General features: G+C 61.9%; 14 protein-coding genes and 3 rRNA genes. 1 reads left to right on the top strand and 16 read right to left on the bottom strand.

From position 1 onward, the window contains the following. Position 1: 1 nt before the first annotated feature. From recN to IAU68_RS05610, 9 genes are all read right to left on the bottom strand, one after another. A complete protein-coding gene (gene recN, locus IAU68_RS05650) occupies positions 2–1732 on the bottom strand; it encodes a DNA repair protein RecN (protein WP_171193926.1) in 1731 nt (576 codons plus the stop codon). A gap of 9 nt (positions 1733–1741) precedes the next feature. Continuing rightward, on the bottom strand, positions 1742–2662 hold the full coding sequence (locus tag IAU68_RS05645) for an NAD kinase (protein ID WP_171193925.1): 921 nt from the start codon (positions 2660–2662) through the stop codon (positions 1742–1744). Continuing rightward, positions 2659–3477, bottom strand: coding sequence for a TlyA family RNA methyltransferase (locus IAU68_RS05640; protein WP_171193924.1), 819 nt, complete (start codon positions 3475–3477; stop codon positions 2659–2661). The genes IAU68_RS05645 and IAU68_RS05640 overlap by 4 nt, the downstream gene beginning before the upstream one ends. Beyond that, complete coding sequence (locus IAU68_RS05635) at positions 3477–3650, bottom strand: hypothetical protein (RefSeq protein WP_171193923.1); 174 nt, start codon at positions 3648–3650, stop codon at positions 3477–3479. The genes IAU68_RS05640 and IAU68_RS05635 overlap by 1 nt, the downstream gene beginning before the upstream one ends. A gap of 1 nt (position 3651) precedes the next feature. Then, a complete protein-coding gene (locus IAU68_RS05630; RefSeq protein ID WP_171193922.1) occupies positions 3652–4635 on the bottom strand; it encodes an HAD-IIA family hydrolase in 984 nt (327 codons plus the stop codon). A 4-nt stretch (positions 4636–4639) separates the two neighbouring features. Next, entirely contained in the window at positions 4640–5569 is a 930-nt protein-coding gene (locus tag IAU68_RS05625; protein WP_171193921.1) for a PgaA family protein, read from the bottom strand. A gap of 833 nt (positions 5570–6402) precedes the next feature. Further along, positions 6403–6520 (bottom strand): 5S ribosomal RNA (gene rrf, locus IAU68_RS05620). A gap of 169 nt (positions 6521–6689) precedes the next feature. Next, positions 6690–9773, bottom strand: a 23S ribosomal RNA gene (locus tag IAU68_RS05615). A gap of 438 nt (positions 9774–10211) precedes the next feature. Then, a 16S ribosomal RNA gene (locus tag IAU68_RS05610) occupies positions 10212–11728 on the bottom strand. The 16S, 23S and 5S rRNA genes sit together here, the layout of an rRNA operon. Positions 11729–11750: 22 nt before the next feature. On the opposite strand from IAU68_RS05610, the gene IAU68_RS05605 reads away from it, so the two are divergent. After that, the gene (locus tag IAU68_RS05605; RefSeq protein ID WP_186337534.1) at positions 11751–12278 is read left to right on the top strand and encodes a hypothetical protein; all 528 of its coding nucleotides are present in this window, start codon (positions 11751–11753) and stop codon (positions 12276–12278) included. An 84-nt stretch (positions 12279–12362) separates the two neighbouring features. On the opposite strand, the gene tyrS is transcribed toward IAU68_RS05605, so the two are convergent. From tyrS to pheT, 7 genes are all read right to left on the bottom strand, one after another. Beyond that, positions 12363–13628: a tyrosine--tRNA ligase gene (tyrS, locus tag IAU68_RS05600; RefSeq protein ID WP_171193348.1), complete on the bottom strand. Its 1266-nt coding sequence runs from the start codon at positions 13626–13628 to the stop codon at positions 12363–12365. Positions 13629–13645: 17 nt separating this feature from the next. Then, positions 13646–13822: a Trm112 family protein gene (locus tag IAU68_RS05595; RefSeq protein WP_171193349.1), complete on the bottom strand. Its 177-nt coding sequence runs from the start codon at positions 13820–13822 to the stop codon at positions 13646–13648. A 10-nt stretch (positions 13823–13832) separates the two neighbouring features. Beyond that, positions 13833–15269, bottom strand: coding sequence for an argininosuccinate lyase (argH, locus tag IAU68_RS05590; RefSeq protein WP_171193350.1), 1437 nt, complete (start codon positions 15267–15269; stop codon positions 13833–13835). Further along, positions 15270–16472 carry an argininosuccinate synthase gene (locus tag IAU68_RS05585; protein ID WP_171193351.1) on the bottom strand — a complete coding sequence of 401 codons (1203 nt, stop codon included), beginning with the start codon at positions 16470–16472 and terminating at the stop codon, positions 15270–15272. A 62-nt stretch (positions 16473–16534) separates the two neighbouring features. Beyond that, a complete protein-coding gene (locus IAU68_RS05580; RefSeq protein WP_171193352.1) occupies positions 16535–17032 on the bottom strand; it encodes an arginine repressor in 498 nt (165 codons plus the stop codon). Next, complete coding sequence (argF, locus tag IAU68_RS05575) at positions 17032–17970, bottom strand: ornithine carbamoyltransferase (protein ID WP_171193353.1); 939 nt, start codon at positions 17968–17970, stop codon at positions 17032–17034. The genes IAU68_RS05580 and argF overlap by 1 nt, the downstream gene beginning before the upstream one ends. An 83-nt stretch (positions 17971–18053) precedes the next feature. Continuing rightward, complete coding sequence (pheT, locus tag IAU68_RS05570) at positions 18054–20561, bottom strand: phenylalanine--tRNA ligase subunit beta (RefSeq protein ID WP_171193354.1); 2508 nt, start codon at positions 20559–20561, stop codon at positions 18054–18056. Between the last annotated feature and the right edge of the window lie 9 nt (positions 20562–20570).

The following is a 20570-nucleotide window of genomic DNA, read 5'->3' as shown; positions in this document are numbered from 1 at the left end:
GTTAGGCCCGCATTTCCTCCACCTCGCGCTGCGCCCGGGTGAACAGCTCCGTGGCGTGTGCGCGACCGGTGTCCGAATCGTCGAGACCCGCCATCATGCGCGCCAACTCCTCAATGCGTTCCTCATCGGCAAGGGTGCCCACCCCTGAGGTCACCGCCTCGTCGCCGACATCCTTGGACACGTGCAGGTGCGTGTTCGCGTACGCCGCCACCTGGGGCAAGTGCGTGACGACGATCACCTGGTTGCGCCTCGCCAACCGCGCAAGCCGCCGCCCAATCTCAACTGCGGCGCGACCGCCCACACCAGCGTCCACCTCGTCGAACACCAGCGTTGCCCCGCTTGACGATTCGGACAAGATCACCTCAAGTGCCAGCATGACGCGCGAGAGTTCGCCGCCGGACGCGCTCGTCGCCAAGGGCTTCGGCTCAAGCGCAGCATTCGGCGCGAGCGTGATCTCCACCGTGTCGGCCCCGTCGCGTCCGAACTTGGCTTCAGCGACCTCCACACGTAGCTGCGCCTTGGGCATGGCCAGGCCGTGCAGTTCCTCGGTCACGGCCTCGCCTAAACGCTTGGCGGCCTTGGCGCGCGCCTTCGTCAGCGCGGCCGCCCGTGTTTTCATCTCGCTTTCTAGCTTGGCCACCTGCGTTTTGAGCTTGTCGACGGCCTCTTCCGACGTATCGATCTGTCCCAGCCGCTTTCCCGCCTTTTCGCGCCAGGCGACCACACCGGCGATGTCCGGCGCGTACTTGCGCGTCAGGCTCTTGAGTTCCTGCTGGCGCTGCAGCAGGCGCTCAAGCTCGTCCGGGTCTGAGGGCAAGTCGGCGGTGTACGCGCCCAGTTCCGCGGAGACGTCCGCGAGTACTCGCGCCACCTCGCCCAGACGCACACCGAGTTCCCGGAGAGCCTCGTCGCTCGACGATGCAAGCGCCGCCTGCGCCCTGCCGACGAGATCCGACGCCGGCTCCTCCTCATCTGCACCAAACGCGCCGACGGCCTCAGCGCCGTCGATGGCCACCAACGCGGTCTGGGCCGCCTCACGCAACGCGTCGACGTCCTGCAGGCGGTTGATCGTGGCAACGAGCTCATCGTCCTCGCCTGCCTGCGGCGACACCGCATCGATTTCCTCGATCGCGAAGCGCAGCCGGTCCATCTCCTGGGCCAGTTCAAGCCGCTTTTCCGTGCGCTCCTTGAGGCTTTTCACCGCCTGGCGCCACTCGGTGTAGACCTCCCGGTAAGCCTCAAGCTTCGGAGCGATCGCTGGGTCGAAGCGGTCGAGCGCCGCCAGTTGCTGCTCCGGCGCGAGCAGACGCAGCTGGTCGTTCTGACCGTGGATGGTCAACAGGTGCGCGGCTAAATCCCCCAACGCCGCCGCCGGCACCTTCCGGCCGCCCAGGTGCGCGCTCGATCGCCCCGACGCCTTCACCGAGCGGGAGACGAGGTACTCGCCGTTTTCGTCCGGCTGTGCACCGGCGCCTTCTGCGACGGAACGGACGTCGTCGATAGTCGGCTCCGGCAGCCCCTCGGTGGAAAACGCACCTTCAACGACTGCCTCCTTCGCGCCCGTGCGCACCCGTGAGGCATCCGCACGCCCGCCAGTGAGCAGCCGCAGCCCCGTGACCACCATCGTTTTGCCGGCACCAGTCTCACCGGTGAGCACAGTGAGCCCCGGCGACAATTCCGCCGAGGCGTGGCTGATCACGCCAAGATTCGAAATTGCGATCTCTGCGAGCACATCGCCTCCCTAAACTGCCTGGCCGCGCGGTCCGCGCCACCCCGACACCGGCAGCTGGAACTTGTCCACCAGCCGGTCTGTGAACGGTTTGTCGTCCAAGCGTACCCACCGCACCGGACGCGCCCCGCGCACCACCTCGACGCGCGCCCCAGCCGGGACTGGAATCCGGCGGATGCCGTCCATAACCGCGGTCGCGTCACTCGTCGTCGGCTCGGATTCCACCGCGACCGTCGAATTCGGAGAGACCACCAACGGCTTGGCAAACAAGGCGTGCGCGTTGTTCGGCACCACCAAGATCGCATCCAGCGCTGGCCACATCACTGGCCCGCCCGCCGAAAACGCGTACGCCGTCGAACCTGTTGGCGTAGCCACGAGCACCCCGTCGCAACCGAACGAGGACACCGGGCGGAAATCAACTTCCAGCGTCGCGTCGAGCACACGGGAGCGCTCCATGTTTTCCACGCTGCACTCGTTGAGCGCCCAGCTCCTGCCGACGACCTCCCCCGCCTGGTCGGTCACCGTCACGTCGACCGTCATCCGGTCGACCACCCGGTACGTCTTATCGACGACCTGGCGCACCGACTGCTCCAGACTCTCCGCCTCGCCCTCAGCGAGAAAGCCCACATGGCCCAGGTTGATCCCCAGCACCGGAATATCCTGCGCCCGCGCGTAGCCCGCCGCACGCAAAAAGGTTCCGTCGCCACCGAGCACCAGAACCAGCTCGCAACCGGCCGCTGCGTCAGCGTCGGCCGCCGCACGCTTGAGCCCGCTCAACACCGGGTGCGTCTCAATCGCATCCATCCGCTGCTGCTCGAGCAGGCGGACGGTGATGTCAGCCTCCTCGAGCAAGGTTGCAGCCCGCGCGGCTGATTCGATGTTCGACTCGCGAAACAGGTGCGGAACGAGCAAGATCTCGCGCGCGGTGGTCATTGCGGCCCCTCCTTGACGGCACGATGGACGGTGGCGGTCAGGGTGTCGTCGTCAAGCGAAGTCGCCCCGCCGTCCTTGACCAGCCACAGAAAGTACTCCACGTTACCGCTCGGGCCCGGCAGCGGCGAGGCTGCCACATCGCGCACGCTGAGCCCCAACCCTTGCGCGAACCTTGCCACGTCAAGCGTGACCTCTTCGCGCAACTCCGGCGAACGCACCACGCCACCGGAACCGAGACGGTCCCTGCCGACCTCAAATTGCGGTTTGACCATCGGCAGAAGATCGGCGCCGTCCTCCAGGCAGTCGACAAGCGCCGGAAGGACCAGCTTCAGCGAGATGAAGGACAAGTCGCCCACCATAAGATTTGCGGGCCCACCCATCATGTCTGGGGTGAGGTTGCGAATGTTCGTGCGGTCCAGCACTGTCACGCGGTCGTCGTTTTGCAGACGCCAGATGAGTTGCCCGTAACCGACGTCGACGGCGACAACCTCCGACGCGCCGTGCTTCAGCAAAACATCGGTGAATCCGCCCGTGGAGGCGCCAGCATCCAGCGCACGCTTACCCTCGACGCTCAACTCCTGGAACGCTTCTAACGCCCCAAGCAGTTTGTGCGCGCCACGCGACGCCCAATCTTCGAGATCCTCGATGCTAACGCGGATCGATACCTCCGGCTCCACCACCGTCGCCGGCTTCGACGCGACAAAGCCGCCGACTTCCACGCGACCTTCCTTGATCCAGCTCTGAGCCTGCTCACGTGACCGCGCAATTTTACGGCGGACAAGTTCCGCGTCCAACCGGGTGCGCTTCGGCGCCATCAGCCGTTCCTTTCCTGCAGCGCCTCGCCGAGAACGGCGTGGGCGCGGGTGAGTACATCGACTTCTTCAGACAGCGTCGCGGTCTCCTCCGAAAGAATTCCCTCGAACTTCTCGGTGACCTCGGCTGGTGTGGTGTGCGGAGCACGCGGGTCGCGTGGCAGCGGCGGAGTCATGTCACCACCACTGTGCGGTCGCGCGTTCGGCGGCCTCCGAGTTCGGCCGGACGTACTCCGGCGGGGTGTCCATGTGCCACGCCACCTCGAGCACGGTTCGCAGCGCCTCAGTCGGTGTGGCTGCGTCATTGCCGTTTCCGAGGATGATGTCGTCGCCATCAATGCGGGCGGTGAACCCGCCCTGCGTACCCGGACGCAGCGACTCGGCATCCTGCGTCAGGCCACGAAGATCGTCGGCGATAAACGTCGGCCGGTGCTCCTTCGGGGCCTCGATCAGGGCCAGCGGGCCCGAGACGCCAGTGAGCAGATGCAATGCAGGAATACCGGCGGCCACACCGCCTGCGATGTCAGTGTCCAATCGGTCGCCGACCGCCAGCGGACGCTTCGCCCCGAGGCGATCAGCGGCCTGGAGGAACATGGCCGGCCCCGGCTTTCCCGCCGCCTCAGGCACGACACCGGTTGCAGAGGTCACCGCCGCGACCATCGACCCGTTGCCGACCATAAACCCGCGCTCCATCGGCAACGTGGTGTCCAGATTGGTTGCCAGATAGATCGCGCCCTGTTGAATCGCCAGGGCGGCCTCGGAAAGCTGCGCCCAGCCCGTCTCCGGGTTGTGGCCGTGAAGGACAACCTTCGGGTTGTCGTCGGCACTAGCGACAACGCGGTAGCCGGCGTCGCTCACAAGCTGCTTGAACGACGCAGCTCCAACAACCAGAACCGAGTCGCCGTGCTCGAGGTGGGATTCCGCCATGGTCAGCGCCGCCTGGGCGGAGGTGATTACTTCCTGCTCCGCCGCGTTAAGGCCGATCGCGTTGAGCATCTGCGCAACATCGCCCGCGCTTCTCGACGCATTATTTGTCACGTACATCGCAGCCAGACCCGAACCGTTGATGGCATCGACGGCGTGCTCAATGGCCACGCCGCCATTCCACACCGTTCCGTCAAGATCCAGCAGGAGCGCGTCGTGGTTATCCTGCAGCGCCATGTTCCTACCCCAGTTCCTTCGCACGCTCAGCGGCGTCGGTAAGCCCATCAGTGTCAACCTTGGCGACGTGCTCGAACCACGATCGCGCCTCATCGCGCTTACCCGTTGCTAGCAGCGCGTCAGCGTACGCATACGACAGACGCATTTGTTCAAATCCCTGCGAATCCAGCGACGGGTTAAGCCGCTGCAGCGTCGCCAAGGCGGAGTCGTGCTGCCCCAAGTCATGACGGGCACCGGCCAGCACAATCGCCAACTCGATCTTGCCGGCCTCGTCCAGCTCCTTCGCCTCCGGACTCCGACCGAGTTCGAGCGCCTTCTCGGGCCGCCCCAGACCGCGCTCCGCGTCAGCCATCACAGCAAGCAATCCCGGGCCACCGGAGATGCGTCGTGCGGCACGCAACTCCGACAGCGCTTCCTTCCACTCGCCTGCGCGGTACGCGACTACACCTGCGGTCTCACGGACCACACCCACACGGCCCGCGCGATTCTTCGCCGCCCGAGCGTGATCGAGTGCGAGCTTCGGGTCGTCTTCAAGCAGATCAGTCGCCATCAGCATATGCTTAGCGACGCGATCCGCATTGTCCTTCGACAACACCTTCAAATCCTGCAGCACCGACGGATCCAGATCGGTGATCTCTAGGTCCTGCGGCAGATCCGGCTCGCGCTCCTTCTGCGCCATACGCTCCTCGCGGAAACCCTCACGGTACGGGTTGGAGCGGTCATGACGGACACGGTTACCCTGTCCCGGGCGCCCGCCCTTGCCGCGCCCCTTCCCCTTACTGCCGCGGTACCCGCCCTTGCGGTCTCCACGGTCGGAGCCGTTCGCTTGACGACGACCCCGGGACTGCTCACGACCCTTCGAACCGCGACGCTGCCCGCCTTCATCGTTGGAACGGCGCTCGTCTCGGTTGTTTCCGTTACCGGCTTCTGCCATGGAATCCCTCCAATTCGTATCCCGATCATTATAGGGATGTATTCCTGCTCCCCGCCGTTCCCCCTGAGCCGAGGCGAATTCCTAACCGCAGCGATACATGGATGTTGCCCGCTCGCCGCTTCGATTGCCACACAGCGCTCCGCATTGCGGACAAGTGGGGATCCACCAACGATTCTCCCGCTACCTACCGCGCTGGTGTTGACTTCCATTCCGCATTGCGGACAATTGGGTGCGGACCAACTATTCCGCCATTGCGGACAACTTGGTCAGCACCAACCAATCCGCGGTTGTGGGCTTCCTGGGTGTCCAGCAAGAGATTGTGGGCGGGTTTTACTCACCGGGCACGATCACAAAGGGGGTGGGTACGACGGAAGCGGCGGTGTTGCGGGTGGTGGTTTGTAAAACTCGTTGTGTTTCAAGGGTTCAGGGCGTGTTTGTGTTGGTCGGTTGTGTTAGGTAACGGGTTTTACAAACCAGCCCAGGGGACGGACCGCCGGTGTGATCTCCGCATTGCGGACAAGTGCGTGCGGACCAACTATTCCGCCGTTGCGGACAATTTGGTGAACACCAACGAATAGTGAGCGCTTTCCAAAAAAGTAGCCCATGAGCGCTCCCCACAGGGCCGACCTCGATCTGGTTCACGCGGCACTCCGCCCGTGCGGACAAGTGGGTGAACACCAACGATTCCCTTACGATTTATCGAGATAGCCTTGGCTCCCACACCGCATTGCGGACAAGTGGGTGTGGCGTGCGGGTGCGGGCATAGCAAAAGCACCCGTCGATGAAACCCTTGGTGGGGGTTTCGTCGACGGGCGCGTTGTGTGAAGTTGTTGGGTCGGCGGTAACCTACTCTCCCACTCCCTCCCGGGGGCAGTACCATCGGCGCGGGCGGGCTTAGCTTCCGGGTTCGGAATGGGACCGGGCGTTTCCCCGCCGCTATCAACCACCGACACATCCTTGGGGTTTTTGTGTGTCGGGTCGTCCAGCGTGTGGTGACCAGTATTCAAATTATGTGTTGTCCGTGACATGGTGGTGTGTTGTGTCAGGACTGCATAGTGGACGCGAACAGTTCGTGTTTGTTTTGTTGTGTTGTTTGCACCTTTTGTGTGCGCAAACAGGTGGTTGGTTTGTTCGGTGTATTAGTACCGGTCGCCTCCACACATTGCTGTGCTTCCAGGTCCGGCCTATCAACCCAGTCGTCTCCTGGGAACCTCAAATGAAACCTCATCTTAAAACAGGCTTCCCGCTTAGATGCTTTCAGCGGTTATCCCTCCCGTACGTAGCCAACCAGCAATGCTCCTGGCGGAACAACTGGCACACCAGAGGTACGTCCGTCCCGGTCCTCTCGTACTAGGGACAGCCTTCTTCAAGTTTCAACGCGCGCGGCGGATAGAGACCGAACTGTCTCACGACGTTCTGAACCCAGCTCGCGTGCCGCTTTAATGGGCGAACAGCCCAACCCTTGGGACCTACTCCAGCCCCAGGATGCGACGAGCCGACATCGAGGTGCCAAACCATCCCGTCGATATGGACTCTTGGGGAAGATCAGCCTGTTATCCCCGGGGTACCTTTTATCCGTTGAGCGACACCACATCCACAAGTAGGTGCCGGATCACTAGTCCCGACTTTCGTCCCTGCTCGACTTGTAGGTCTCGCAGTCAAGCTCCCTTGTGCACTTACACTCTAAACACCTGATTGCCAACCAGGCTGAGGGAACCTTTGGGCGCCTCCGTTACATTTTGGGAGGCAACCGCCCCAGTTAAACTACCCACCAGGCACTGTCCCCAACCCAGATCATGGGCCAAGGTTAGATATCCACTACGGTCAGAGTGGTATTTCAACAACGACTCCACCACCACTAGCGTGACGGCTTCAACATCTCCCACCTATCCTACACAAACCGCACCGAATGCCAATACCAAGCTATAGTGAAGGTCCCGGGGTCTTTTCGTCCTGCCGCGCGAAACGAGCATCTTTACTCGTACTGCAATTTCACCGGGTCTGTGGTTGAGACAGCAGGGGAGTCGTTACGCCATTCGTGCAGGTCGGAACTTACCCGACAAGGAATTTCGCTACCTTAGGATGGTTATAGTTACCACCGCCGTTTACTGGGGCTTAAATTCTCCGCTTCGACCAAAAAGGTCTAACAGGTCCTCTTAACCTTCCAGCACCGGGCAGGCGTCAGTCCGTATACATCAACTTAACCGTCTTCGCACGGACCTGTGTTTTTGATAAACAGTCGCTCCCCTCTATTCTCTGCGACCTGAACCAGCAACCACAGTCGTATGACCAGGCACCAGTCCAGGTCCCCCTTCTCCCGAAGTTACGGGGGTAATTTGCCGAGTTCCTTAACCACAGTTCACCCGACCGCCTGAGTATTCTCTACTTGACTACCTGTGTCGGTTTCGGGTACGGGCCGTACACACACATCGCTAGAGGCTTTTCTCGGCAGTACAGGATCACCAACATCACCCAACACTGGGCTACGCATCACGCCTCACACACATGACAGCCGCATTTCACATGCTGTCGTGCCACACGCTTGCACCACAATCCAATAAGTGGCTCGGCTACCTCACTGCGTCACCCCATCACTGATCTACCACGGATCAGGCCCCACGCATCACCACCAACCAACCAACCACAAGGGTCGGCAACAGCAGGTGGATCAGGGTGGTTAGTATCACCGCTTCAATACTGGGCGCGCGTGTACGGGTACGGGAATATCAACCCGTTAACCATCGACTACGCCTGTCGGCCTCGCCTTAGGACCCGACTCACCCTGGGAAGACGAACTTGACCCAGGAACCCTTAGTCATTCGGCGGATACGATTCTCACGTATCATTCGTTACTCATGCCTGCATTCTCACTCGCATGCAGTCCACCGCTCCTTACAGTACGGCTTCACCCCACACACGACGCTCCCCTACCCAAACAAAATGTTTGCCGCGGCTTCGGCGGTGTGCTTGAGCCCCACTGAATTGTCGGCGCAGAACCACTCGACCAGTGAGCTATTACGCACTCTTTCAAGGATGGCTGCTTCTAAGCCAACCTCCTGGCTGTCTTCGCGATCCCACATCCTTTTCCACTTAGCACACCCTTAGGGGCCTTAACCGGCGATCTGGGCTGTTTCCCTCTCGACTATGAAGCTTATCCCCCACAGTCTCACTGCAATGCTTGACTTCACCGGCATTCGGAGTTTGGCTGACGTCACTAAGATGATAGTCCCGCTCGGCCATCCAGTAGCTCTACCTCCGGTAAGCACACATCACGCTGCACCTAAATGCATTTCGGGGAGAACCAGCTATCACGGAGTTTGATTGGCCTTTCACCCCTACCCACAGCTCATCCCCTCAGTTTTCAACCTAAGTGGGTTCGCGCCTCCACAACCTCTTACAGCTGCTTCACACTGGCCATGGGTAGATCACCCCGCTTCGGGTCCAGGACATGCCACTCAAACCACCCTATTCGGATTCGCTTTCGCTACGACTACCCCTAAACACGGGTTAACCTCGCGACATGCCGCTGACTCGCAGGCTCATTCTTCAAAAGGCACGCCATCACACACAAACAGGTGCTCTGACGGATTGTAAGCGCATGGTTTCAGGAACTCTTTCACTCCCCTCCCGGGGTACTTTTCACCATTCCCTCACGGTACTATTCACTATCGGTCACACTGAGTATTCAGGCTTACCGGGTGGTCCCGGCAGATTCACAGCAGATTCCACGAGCCCGCTGCTACTCGGGGCAATGATCAGCACATGCCTGTAAACGCCTTCGCGTACGGGGCTTATCACCCGCTCCGGCGCGCCATCCCAGACGCTTCCGCTAACGCACAAACACACACCTGCGGTCAGGTAGCCCGCAACAACCACACCCCACAACACCGCACACGCAACCCCTACCCAGGTATCACACGCACACGGTTTAGCCATCATCCGCTATCGCTCGCCACTACACACGGAATCACAATTGTTTTCTTCTCCTGCGGGTACTGAGATGTTTCACTTCCCCACGTCAACCCCCACACAGGCTATGCATTCACCTGCAGGTAACACCACACAACTGATGTTGGGTTTCCCCATTCGGACATCCTCGGATCAACGCTTAGTTGGCAACTCCCCGAGGCTTAACGCAGCCTCACACGTCCTTCATCGGCCCAGCATGCCAAGGCATCCACCATACGCCCGTAACACAAAACAACACACACTGCTGCTTTATACACACGAACGACTACAAACTGTAGACACTCAACAAACAACACAAATTACAGAAAAACAAGATGCTCGCGTCCACTATACAGTTCTCACACAACACACACCCCACACCAACAACCACCAACACGCGGCCATAAGTCAGCGGGATGCCACAACAACAGGAACACACAATGTTGCCCCAGACACCCAACAGCATGCCAACACACACAAACGATTTTTTCGTTGCCGCGACACCTCAGTGTCACACCACACGAGCACACACACCCACACCAGGCCACACGCAGACACCCTGACGGCATCCACCAACACGACCCGGGGTGCATGTCCACCCGGAATTTGAAAAACAACAATGCGGCAGTCGCACACTCGGCGACATCAACCACACAACACCCGCAACTGCGGGCACAAAACATAAACTCCTTAGAAAGGAGGTGATCCAGCCGCACCTTCCGGTACGGCTACCTTGTTACGACTTCGTCCCAATCGCCGATCCCACCTTCGACAGCTCCCATTACAGGCCACTGGCTTCGGGTGTTACCAACTTTCATGACGTGACGGGCGGTGTGTACAAGGCCCGGGAACGTATTCACCGCAGCGTTGCTGATCTGCGATTACTAGCGACTCCGACTTCATGGGGTCGAGTTGCAGACCCCAATCCGAACTAAGGCCGGCTTTCAGCGATTAGCACACCCTCACAGGCTCGCAAGACGCGTTGTACCGACCATTGTAGCATGTGTGAAGCCCTGGACATAAGGGGCATGATGATTTGACGTCATCCCCACCTTCCTCCGAGTTAACCCCGGCAGTCTCTCATGAGTCCCCCAACCGAATTGCTGGCAACATAAGACAAGGGTTGCGCTCGTTGCGGGACTTAACCCAACATCTCACGACACGAGCTGACGACAACCATGCACCACCTGTACACCAACCACAAAGGGAAAGACCATCTCTGGCCCGATCTGGTGTATGTCAAGCCCAGGTAAGGTTCTTCGCGTTGCATCGAATTAATCCACATGCTCCGCCGCTTGTGCGGGCCCCCGTCAATTCCTTTGAGTTTTAGCCTTGCGGCCGTACTCCCCAGGCGGGGCGCTTAATGCGTTAGCTACGGCACGAACCCCGTGGAAGGGACTCACACCTAGCGCCCACCGTTTACGGCATGGACTACCAGGGTATCTAATCCTGTTCGCTCCCCATGCTTTCGCTCCTCAGCGTCAGTTACTGCCCAGAGACCTGCCTTCGCCATCGGTGTTCCTCCTGATATCTGCGCATTCCACCGCTACACCAGGAATTCCAGTCTCCCCTACAGCACTCAAGTTATGCCCGTATCGCCTGCAGTCCCGCAGTTAAGCTGCGGGCTTACACAAACGACGCGACAAACCACCTACGAGCTCTTTACGCCCAGTAATTCCGGACAACGCTCGCACCCTACGTATTACCGCGGCTGCTGGCACGTAGTTAGCCGGTGCTTCTTCTCCAGGTACCGTCACTTGCGCTTCGTCCCTAGCGAAAGGAGTTTACAACCCGAAGGCCGTCATCCCCCACGCGGCGTCGCTGCATCAGGCTTGCGCCCATTGTGCAATATTCCCCACTGCTGCCTCCCGTAGGAGTCTGGGCCGTATCTCAGTCCCAATGTGGCCGTACACCCTCTCAGGCCGGCTACCCGTCGACGCCTTGGTAGGCCATTACCCCACCAACAAGCTGATAGGCCGCGAGCTCATCCCACACCGAAAAAACTTTCCACCACAACATCCAAGAAGTGGTCCTATCCGGTATTAGACCCAGTTTCCCAGGCTTATCCCGAAGTGCAGGGCAGATCACCCACGTGTTACTCACCCGTTCGCCACTCGAGTACCCAAGCAAGCTTGGGCCTTTCCGTTCGACTTGCATGTGTTAAGCACGCCGCCAGCGTTCATCCTGAGCCAGGATCAAACTCTCCACAAAAAAGTTTCAACAAAAACAAAAAGTGAAACAGGCCGTGAAAAGCCCAAAACCCAACCAAAAACAAACCAACCAACACCACACGACAAAACGCCACACAGTGCTGGACTGGCAAAAATCCAAACATTACCGGAAGCCAAAAACAACTCCCAACCAGCCCTGCAACCCGACGGGGCAAAACAACAGGACCGGCAAAAAACATCATGCACTCACAAAACGTGAAGCACACCACGCAACAAGCAGTCAGGCAATCATTGGTTCACCCAACCACCACCGGCACACACCAAAAGGCATGCACACCCACGCGGCACACAACACCAAGCACACAACAACAAAAAATCAAATGCATTGGCACACTATCGAGTTCTCAAACAACACCAGCACACCCAACACACTGACCAAACCAGCCAGCCTGCCGAAGCGGCTCCAACCGAAGTTACACAACCAAGCAAACAAAAGTCAAACCCAAGTTCAACCACCGTTCACCCAACGGCAACCTCTTTTAGTTATCTCGTTCCCTCCCGCACCCTCAGGCGCTCGAAGCAACGGATGAAAATATAACCACGAACCAACAACAAAACACAAACACCCAGGCCAGCCATAAAAAACCTGGTTGGTGTCGTCGACAAGCGAGGGCTTACACGCGCTTGGCCCCCGCGAAATTCTTCTTGCCGCGGCGAAGCACGAGCCAGGCGTCGTGGAGGAAGTCCTCGTCGGACGGGGTCCAGGAGTCGTCTTCGATGCGCACGTTGTTCACGTACACGCCACCTTCCTTAATGGAACGGCGGGCTGCGCCCTTGGAGTCGAACAGGCCAGCGCCGACGAGCAGGTCAACGATGTTGGCCGGCTCGGCAGCCGGGAATTCGAACACGGTCGTCTCGGACACAGCCGAGGCCAGCGTGTTCTCGTCAAGGTCGGTGAGTTCAGCGCGCCCGAAGAGTGCCTGGGAGGCGAGTTCGACGCCCTCGCGGGCCTTCACACCGTGGACGAGATCCGTCATTTCCTGGGCAAGGCGGCGCTGCGCCTCGCGCTTGAACGGGCGCTCCGCAACCTCTACCTCGAGGCGCGCAAGTTCCTCCTGATCGAGGAAAGTGAACCAGCGCAGGTAACGGATGACATCGGCGTCCGCTGTGTTCACGAAGTACTGGTACCAGGTATACGGACTGGTCATCTCCGGATCGAGCCACAGCGAGCCGCCGCCGGTGGACTTGCCAAACTTCTTGCCTTCCGAGTCCGTCACCAACGGGACAGTCAGCGCGTGCACCTGCTCGCCGTCCATGCGGCGGTTCAGGTCTACACCCGCGACGAGGTTGCCCCACTGGTCGCCGCCGCCGATCTGCAGTACACAATCGTGGTTGCGGCGCAGCTGCACAAAGTCGTTGGCCTGCAGCAGCATGTAGGAAAACTCGGTGTAGGAAATGCCGTCGTTGTCCAGACGGCGCTTCACCGTCTCGCGGCCGAGCATGGTCGACAGGGAGAAGTGCTTGCCAATGTCGCGCAAAAACGCGATGACACCAAGGTCCTTCGTCCAGTCGTTGTTGTTGACCAACCGGGCAGCGTTGTCGCCGTCGAAGTGCACGAAGCGCTTGAGCTGGCCCGTGATGCGCTCAGCCCAGTCGCGGACAGTGTCCTCGGAGTTCATGGACCGCTCCCCGACCTCGCGCGGGTCACCGATCATGCCGGTGGCGCCGCCCGCGAGCACGATCGGGGTGTGCCCGGCTTCTTGGAAGCGGCGCAACATGAGCAGCGGCACGAGGTGGCCGGCATGCAGGGACGGCCCCGTCGGGTCGAAGCCACAGTACAGCGCGATCGGCTGCTCGGTCTCCTTGCGCAGCGCGTCCAGGTCGGTGGACTGGTTAATCAGCCCGCGCCACTGCAGTTCGTCGATAATGTTCGCTGTCATGGTGTCCTTTCGAAAGGCTAGGCGGCCGGGTACGGCTGGGCTTCGTCGATAAGCAGCACGGGGATGCCCTCGTCGATGCGGTAGGCGATGCCGAGCCTGTCGTTGACCAGCAGTTGCTCGTCGTCGAGGTAGCGCAGCGGACCCTTGTCCTTGGGACATGCGAGCACGCTGAGCAGTTTCGGATCAAGACTCATAGTCGCGATGCTACCTACCTCGTACCGGCGTCTGCGCCCACGCACGCGCCTCAGCGTTCGCGGCGCGCATACGTTCTCGCTGCTCTTCCACGCGCGGCTTCGCGGTACCGCCGCGGGTATCTCGCGACGCCACTGCCCCATCCACGGTGAGCACTTCGCGTACCTCGGGAGCGAGGCGCTTATCGACGCCCGCGAGCTCCTCGTCAGTCAGATCGATCAAATCCACGCCTCGGGCCTCCGCGATACGCACACAAGCGCCGGAGGCTTCGTGGGCCTCACGGAACGGCACACCCTGGCGCACCATCCATTCCGCGAGGTCGGTCGCAAGCGTGAAACCTGCCGGGGCCAGCTCGCGCATGCGATCTTCGTGGAACGTCAAGGTGGAGACAAGGCCGGTAAACGCCGGCAGCAGGATGGAGAGCTGCGTGATCGAGTCGACCAACGGCTCCTTGTCCTCCTGCAGATCGCGGTTGTAAGCCAGCGGCATCGCCTTGAGCGTGGCCAGCAGACCGGTGAGGTTGCCGATCAAGCGTCCAGCCTTGCCGCGGGCGAGCTCCGGCACGTCCGGGTTCTTCTTCTGCGGCATAATCGACGAGCCGGTCGACCAGGCATCATGCAGCGTGACATAGCCGAACTCGGGCGTGGACCAGGCGATGATCTCCTCAGCAAAGCGGGAGACATCGATCGCGATCTGCGCCAGCACATAGGCAGACTCCGCGGCGAAATCGCGCGATGCGGTGCCGTCCAACGAGTTATCGGTGGCTGAATCGAAACCGAGCTCTTCTGCGATGGCCTCCGGGTCGAGGTGCAGCGACGAGCCCGCCAGCGCACCCGAACCGTATGGTGAGACAGCCAAGCGCTTATCGGCGTCCTGGATGCGCTCCAGGTCGCGCAGCAGCGGTTGAGCGTGCGCGAGCAGCGAGTGCGCCAACAGGATCGGCTGGGCCGCCTGGAAGTGGGTCTTGCCCGGCATGATCGCGTCCGGGTGCGCCTCGGCCTGCTCGACGATCGCGTCGATGAGGTCGTTGACGTCTAGGGCCACACCGCGCAGGGCGTCGCGCAGCCACATGCGGAACATGGCGGCGACCTGGTCGTTGCGGGAACGTCCCGCGCGCAGACGGCCACCCACTTCGGGACCGACACGGTCGATCAAGCCGCGCTCCATCGCGCCGTGCACGTCTTCGTCGGTGGGCAGCGGGCCGAAGGAGCCGTCCTCCACATCGCGGCCTAACTGGTCGAGGCCGTCGAGCATCGTGGCGAGGTCGTCGTCGTTAAGCAAGCCCGCCTTGTTCAGCACCTTCGCGTGCGCCTTGGAGGCCAGCACGTCGTAGGGCGCGAGCACCCAGTCGAAATGGGTGGACACGGACAGGGCGAACATTGCCTCCGACGGTCCGCCGGAGAATCGGCCGCCCCACAGGGCGCCCTCGTTGGTCTTGTGCTGCTCCATCTACTTGCCGGCCTCACGGTCGCGCTTGTTCGCGATTTGCGACGACAGGCCGTGCAGGCGCACAAAGCCCTTGGCCAGGGTCTGGTCGAAGGTGTCGCCGGTGTCGTAGGTGGCCAGGTTGAAGTCGTACAGAGAGTGATTGGAGCGACGGCCGTTGACGGTGATCTTGCCGGCGTGCAGCACCATGCGAATATCGCCAGTGACGTGCTCCTGGGTGGACTCGATGAATGCGTCGAGGGAGCGCTTCAGCGGGCCGAACCAGAGGCCGTCGTAGACCTCCTCGGACCAGCGGGCGTCGATGAGACGCTTGTAGCGGGCCAACTCGCGCTCCACCGTGACGTCCTCAAGCGCCTTGTGCGCCTCGATGAGCGCAACCGCGCCCGGCGCCTCGTAGACCTCGCGGGACTTGATGCCCACCAGGCGGTCCTCCACCATGTCCAGGCGGCCGATGCCCTGGGCGCCGGCGCGGCGATTCATCTCCTCGATCGCCTCGAGCACTGTGACCTTGCGGCCGTCGATGGCCACCGGCTTGCCGGACTCGAAGGAGATGATGACCTCGTCAGGGGCGTTGCCCAGCGCCGGGTCCTCGGTGTAGGCATACAGGTCTTTTGTCGGCGGGTTCCACAGGTCCTCGAGGAAGCCGGTCTCGACGGCGCGGCCCCAGACGTTCTGGTCGATGGAGAACGGCGACGCCGCGGACTGCTCGATCGGCAGGTCCTTACCCTCGGCGTACTCGATGGCCTTGTCGCGGGTCCAGGCGTAGTCGCGGGCCGGAGCAATGATCTCCAGGTCCGGGTCCTGGTTGAGGAAGCCGACCTCGAAACGGACCTGGTCGTTGCCCTTGCCGGTGCAGCCGTGGGCGACGTGGGTGCCGCCGAACTTGTGGCCGGCCTCCACCAGGTGCTTGACAATCAGCGGGCGGGAAATAGCGGACACCAGCGGGTACTCACCCTGGTACATGCCGTTCGCCTTGATGGTCGGCAGGCAGTACTCCTCGGCGAACTCGTCCTTCGCGTCAACGACGACGGACTCGACCGCACCGCAGTCGAGCGCACGCTGACGCACCGACTCCATGTCCTCGCCGCCCTGGCCAAGGTCGAGCGAGACGGCGATGACCTCACCGTTGGTCATCTCGGCCAGGTACGGGATGGCCACGGAAGTGTCCAGGCCGCCGGAATATGCAAGCACAACGCGGTTGGTCATGATTGGAAGTCTCCTTCGAAGTTTTAAAGAACAGTGTGAGGTTACCTGCGGGCGAAAACGTCTTAGTCGCTGGCCCGGGATTGTCCGCCGAAGAGTTCGTCGGCAAGCGATGCTCCGGTGAGCGGTTCGCGCGCGAGCACGAAGATGGTGTCGTCGCCGGCGATGCAGCCGACGACCTGCTCGAGGCCCACGCGGTCGATGTAGCTGGCCAAATACTGCGCGGCGCCGGGTGGCGTGCGCAGCACCGCGATCTGACCGGAGGCGTCCACGTTGACCACCAACTCGTCGATCATGCGCCGCAGCTTCTCGCGCGGTCCGGTCTGGGTGGACTCGAGCGAATCCGAGTTGCCGTTGACGGTGTAGTACGCCCGCCCACCGCTCGCTGGGCGGACCTTTTTCGCGCCGAGCTCGTCCAGGTCGCGCGACAACGTGGCCTGCGTGATGTCGATGCCCTCCGCTAACAGCAGCTCCGACAGCTGAATTTGCGACGACACCCTGGTCTGCTCAAGCAGCTCCAAAATGCGCGCCTGACGGGCGGTGCGGGATACAGGTTGGGACATTACTGGTGCTCCAAAAGCCAGGCCAGCAACGCTTTCTGGGCGTGCAGGCGGTTCTCCGCCTCGTCGAACACGCGCGAACGCGGTCCGTCAATGACTTCCGCGGTGACCTCGTTGCCGCGGTAAGCCGGGAGGCAGTGCAGGAAAATGGCGTTGTCGGCGGCGCGCGCCATGACATCCTCGTTCACCTGGTACGGCAAGAACGGTGTGCGGCGGTCTTTGCCGTCGTCTTCCATCCCCATGGAAATCCAGGTGTCTGTGATGACGACGTGCGCGCCCTCGACTGCTGCGATGTCGTCGGTCACCGCAACCGTCGCGCCGGTTTGCGCGGCACGATCCTGGGCACGCTCGACGAACTCGGCGCGCGGCTGGAAGTCAACTGGTGCCACCACGGTGATGTCCACACCGGCGTTAGCGAAGCCGATCAGGTACGAGTTGGCCATGTTGTTGTCGCCGTCTCCGAGGTAGACGGCTTTGAGCCCCTTTAAACCGGCCGGGCCCTCGTCCGGGCAGATCTCTTCGACGATGGTCTGCAGGTCTGCGAGGATCTGGCACGGGTGGAGGTCGTCGGACAGCGCGTTGACTACGGGCACCGTTGCGGTCTCGGTCATGTCGACCAAGTTCTGGTGCTCGTAGGTGCGCCACACAATCGCCTGGACGTAGCGCGACAGCACCGCACCGGTGTCCTGGAAGGACTCGCCTTTCCCCATCTGCGCGTGCCCGGTCTCCGTCACGATCGCCTGGCCACCCAACTGGGCGATGCCTGCGTCGAACGAAAAGCGGGTGCGGGTCGATGTTTTATCGAACAGGAGCGCAACCGAAAGCGGCCCCTCGAGTGGTCGGTGCGACAGCGGAGCGCGTTTGAGCTCCGCCGCCAGCTGTAGGACTTCCGCCTGCTCAGCCGGCGTGAGGTCGTCGTCAGCGAGAAAATGCCGGGCCATTCGCCTTCTCCCTTCGGTATCGCCAGGACACAGCGGACAGCTTAACAGTTATTCGTTCGACTGCAAACTATGCAACGCGGTTGTTAGCCGCGCATTTCTGCGCCGAAGCGCTCCTTCGCAAGTTCCGCGGCCGCCACACGCGCCTCGGAGGCTTCGTCTTCCGTCAACGTGCGGTCCCCCGCACGGAAGGCCAAGCCGAATGCGAGCGACTTCTTGCCTGCGCCGAGCGCGTCGGAGCGGTAGACGTCGAAAAGCTTTACGTCCTCAACCAGCTCACCTGCGCCCTCCACGAGTGTGCGGCGCACTGTCTCCGCAGGCACGGCTTCGTCGACAACGAGCGCGATGTCCTGGTTCAACAGCGGGTACGACGACAGGCTCGGGGCGGGCAGACGCTCCTCGAGCGGCAACGCAGTCAGGTCGATTTCCATCGCGCAGGTGCGCGCCGGCAGTTCCAGTTTCTCCAGAATCTGCGGGTGCAATTCGCCAGCATGGCCGACGACGGTCTCCCCGACCTTGAGCGCGGCGCAGCGACCCGGGTGCCACGGCAGATATTCCACAGCCTCCACGTCAACCTCGACGCCGCACGCGCGGGCGACTACCTGCGCAGCTTCAATGGCATCGGACCACTCGTAGGCGCGGCCCTGACCCCACGGACCCGCAAGTTCGGTGTTGCCCACGGCAACAGACGCGGCGTGCAGGTGCTGCAGGGGCAGCGAATCGATTAGCTCCGCGACTACCTCGTCTGCCGGTCGTTCGCTCACGCTCGGCAACGGAGAGACGTCGGCGCGCTTTTCCGCCGTCTGCGCCACGGAATACAGCGCGACATCGCCGCGGCCGCGTGCCACGTTCCGGCCGATGGCCTCGAGCATGGGCGGAAGCAACGTGGTGCCCAAGATGCCGTAATCCGCATCGAGCGGGTTTTGCACCTTTACCGTGTTGCGCCGTGCGTCGTCCGCGTCGAGGCCCCACACATCGAAGGTGTCGTTGGCAATAAACGGCGTCGGGATGATCTCCGCGTAGCCCGAATACGCCAGCGCGTGGGTCACCGCACGACGACGGCGCTGCAGCGGGCTCAAACCGCGACCGCCACGCGGGGTGGGCAGGATCGACGGGATGTCGTCGAGGCCTTCCAGTCGCACGACCTCCTCGACGAGTTCCACCGGCACCGTGATGTCAGTGCGCCACGTCGGCGGGGTGACCTTCAGATTCTCACCATCGCCCGCAACCTCGCAGCCGACCTCCTTAAGGCGGCGAATCACGGTCTCGCGCGGGTAATCCACACCGATGATTTCGGACGGGCGGGACGCGCGCATCGCAATCGCATCTCGCGTAGCGACGACACCTTCCAGCGTCCGGCCTTCCTCAACCGTGCCGCCCGCAATCTGCACCAGAAGCGCACAGGCGATATCGAGGGCAACCTCCACCAGAGCAGGGTCGACGCCGCGTTCGAATCGTCGAGACGCCTCCGAGCTCAGCTTCAACCGGCGCGCGGTGCGCGCCACAGTCAGCGGGTCCCAGGTGGCGGCCTCGAAGTGGACGTTGACGGTGTCGTCGGCAATCTCGGAGGTAGTGCCGCCCATCACGCCGGCGAGCGACTGGATGCCGTTGTCGTCGCTGATCACCACATCTTCGGCTGTAAGTGTGCGCTCGACGTGGTCAAGGGTTTCGAACTTCTCGCCGTCCGCAGCGTTGTGCACCCGCAGGCCACCAGCGATCTTGTCGGCGTCGAAGGCGTGCATCGGCTGGCCGGTCAGCAGCATGACGTAGTTGGTCACGTCAGTCGCGGCATTGACTGAACGCACACCCGAAAGCATGAGCTCGCGCTGTAGCCAGAACGGCGCCTTGGCCGCCGGGTCGATGCCGCGCACGGTGCGCAGACCGAAACGCTGCGCCTTCGTCGACGGTTCCACCGACACCGGAATCGTCTCGCCGTTTGGCGCAGGGACCGCGGAAACGTCGATACCCGCCAAGGACGGGTCCTTCGCGACATCCTTGTACTCGAGGTCGAATGCCGAGGCGATCTCGCGCGTCAGACCTCGCACAGACAAAGCGTAGCCGCGGTCAGGCGTGACGTTGACATCGAAGACCGTGTCGTTCGAGCCGAGGATTTCGCGAGCGTCGTCGCCCGGAGTGGCCGCGCCCTGTTCGAGAGTGATGATGCCGTCGCTTTTCGCGGTCAGCCCAAGCTCGGCGGCTGACGCCATCATGCCGGCGGAAATGTGGTCGTAGGTCTCGCGCGCGGAGATCTCGAAACCACCCGGCAGCACCGCACCCGGCAGCGACACGACGACGAGGTCGCCCTGCTTGAAGTTACGCGCACCGCAGATGATGCCCTGCGGCTCACCGGTGCCGTTGGCCTGTCCAACATCGACCTGGCAGTAGCGGATCGGCTTTTTAAACCCGGTGAGCTCTTCAATCTCCGCGACGCGGCCGATCACCAGCGGACCAGTGACCTCCGGCAGTGGTGCGTAGCCCTCGGTCTCAAACCCGACGCGGACGAAGCCAGCATCGAGTTCCTCATCGGACGGGTTGAAGTTGTCGTTGCCCGCGTTGGTGAGCAGGCGGGTGATCCAATTTTTGGAAATAAGCATGTTCTGGTT

Source organism: Corynebacterium lujinxingii (assembly GCF_014490555.1).
Lineage (GTDB): Bacteria > Actinomycetota > Actinomycetes > Mycobacteriales > Mycobacteriaceae > Corynebacterium > Corynebacterium lujinxingii.
The sequence above is the reverse complement of the archived record's forward strand: the minus strand, read 5'-3'. Positions and strand labels throughout refer to the sequence as shown.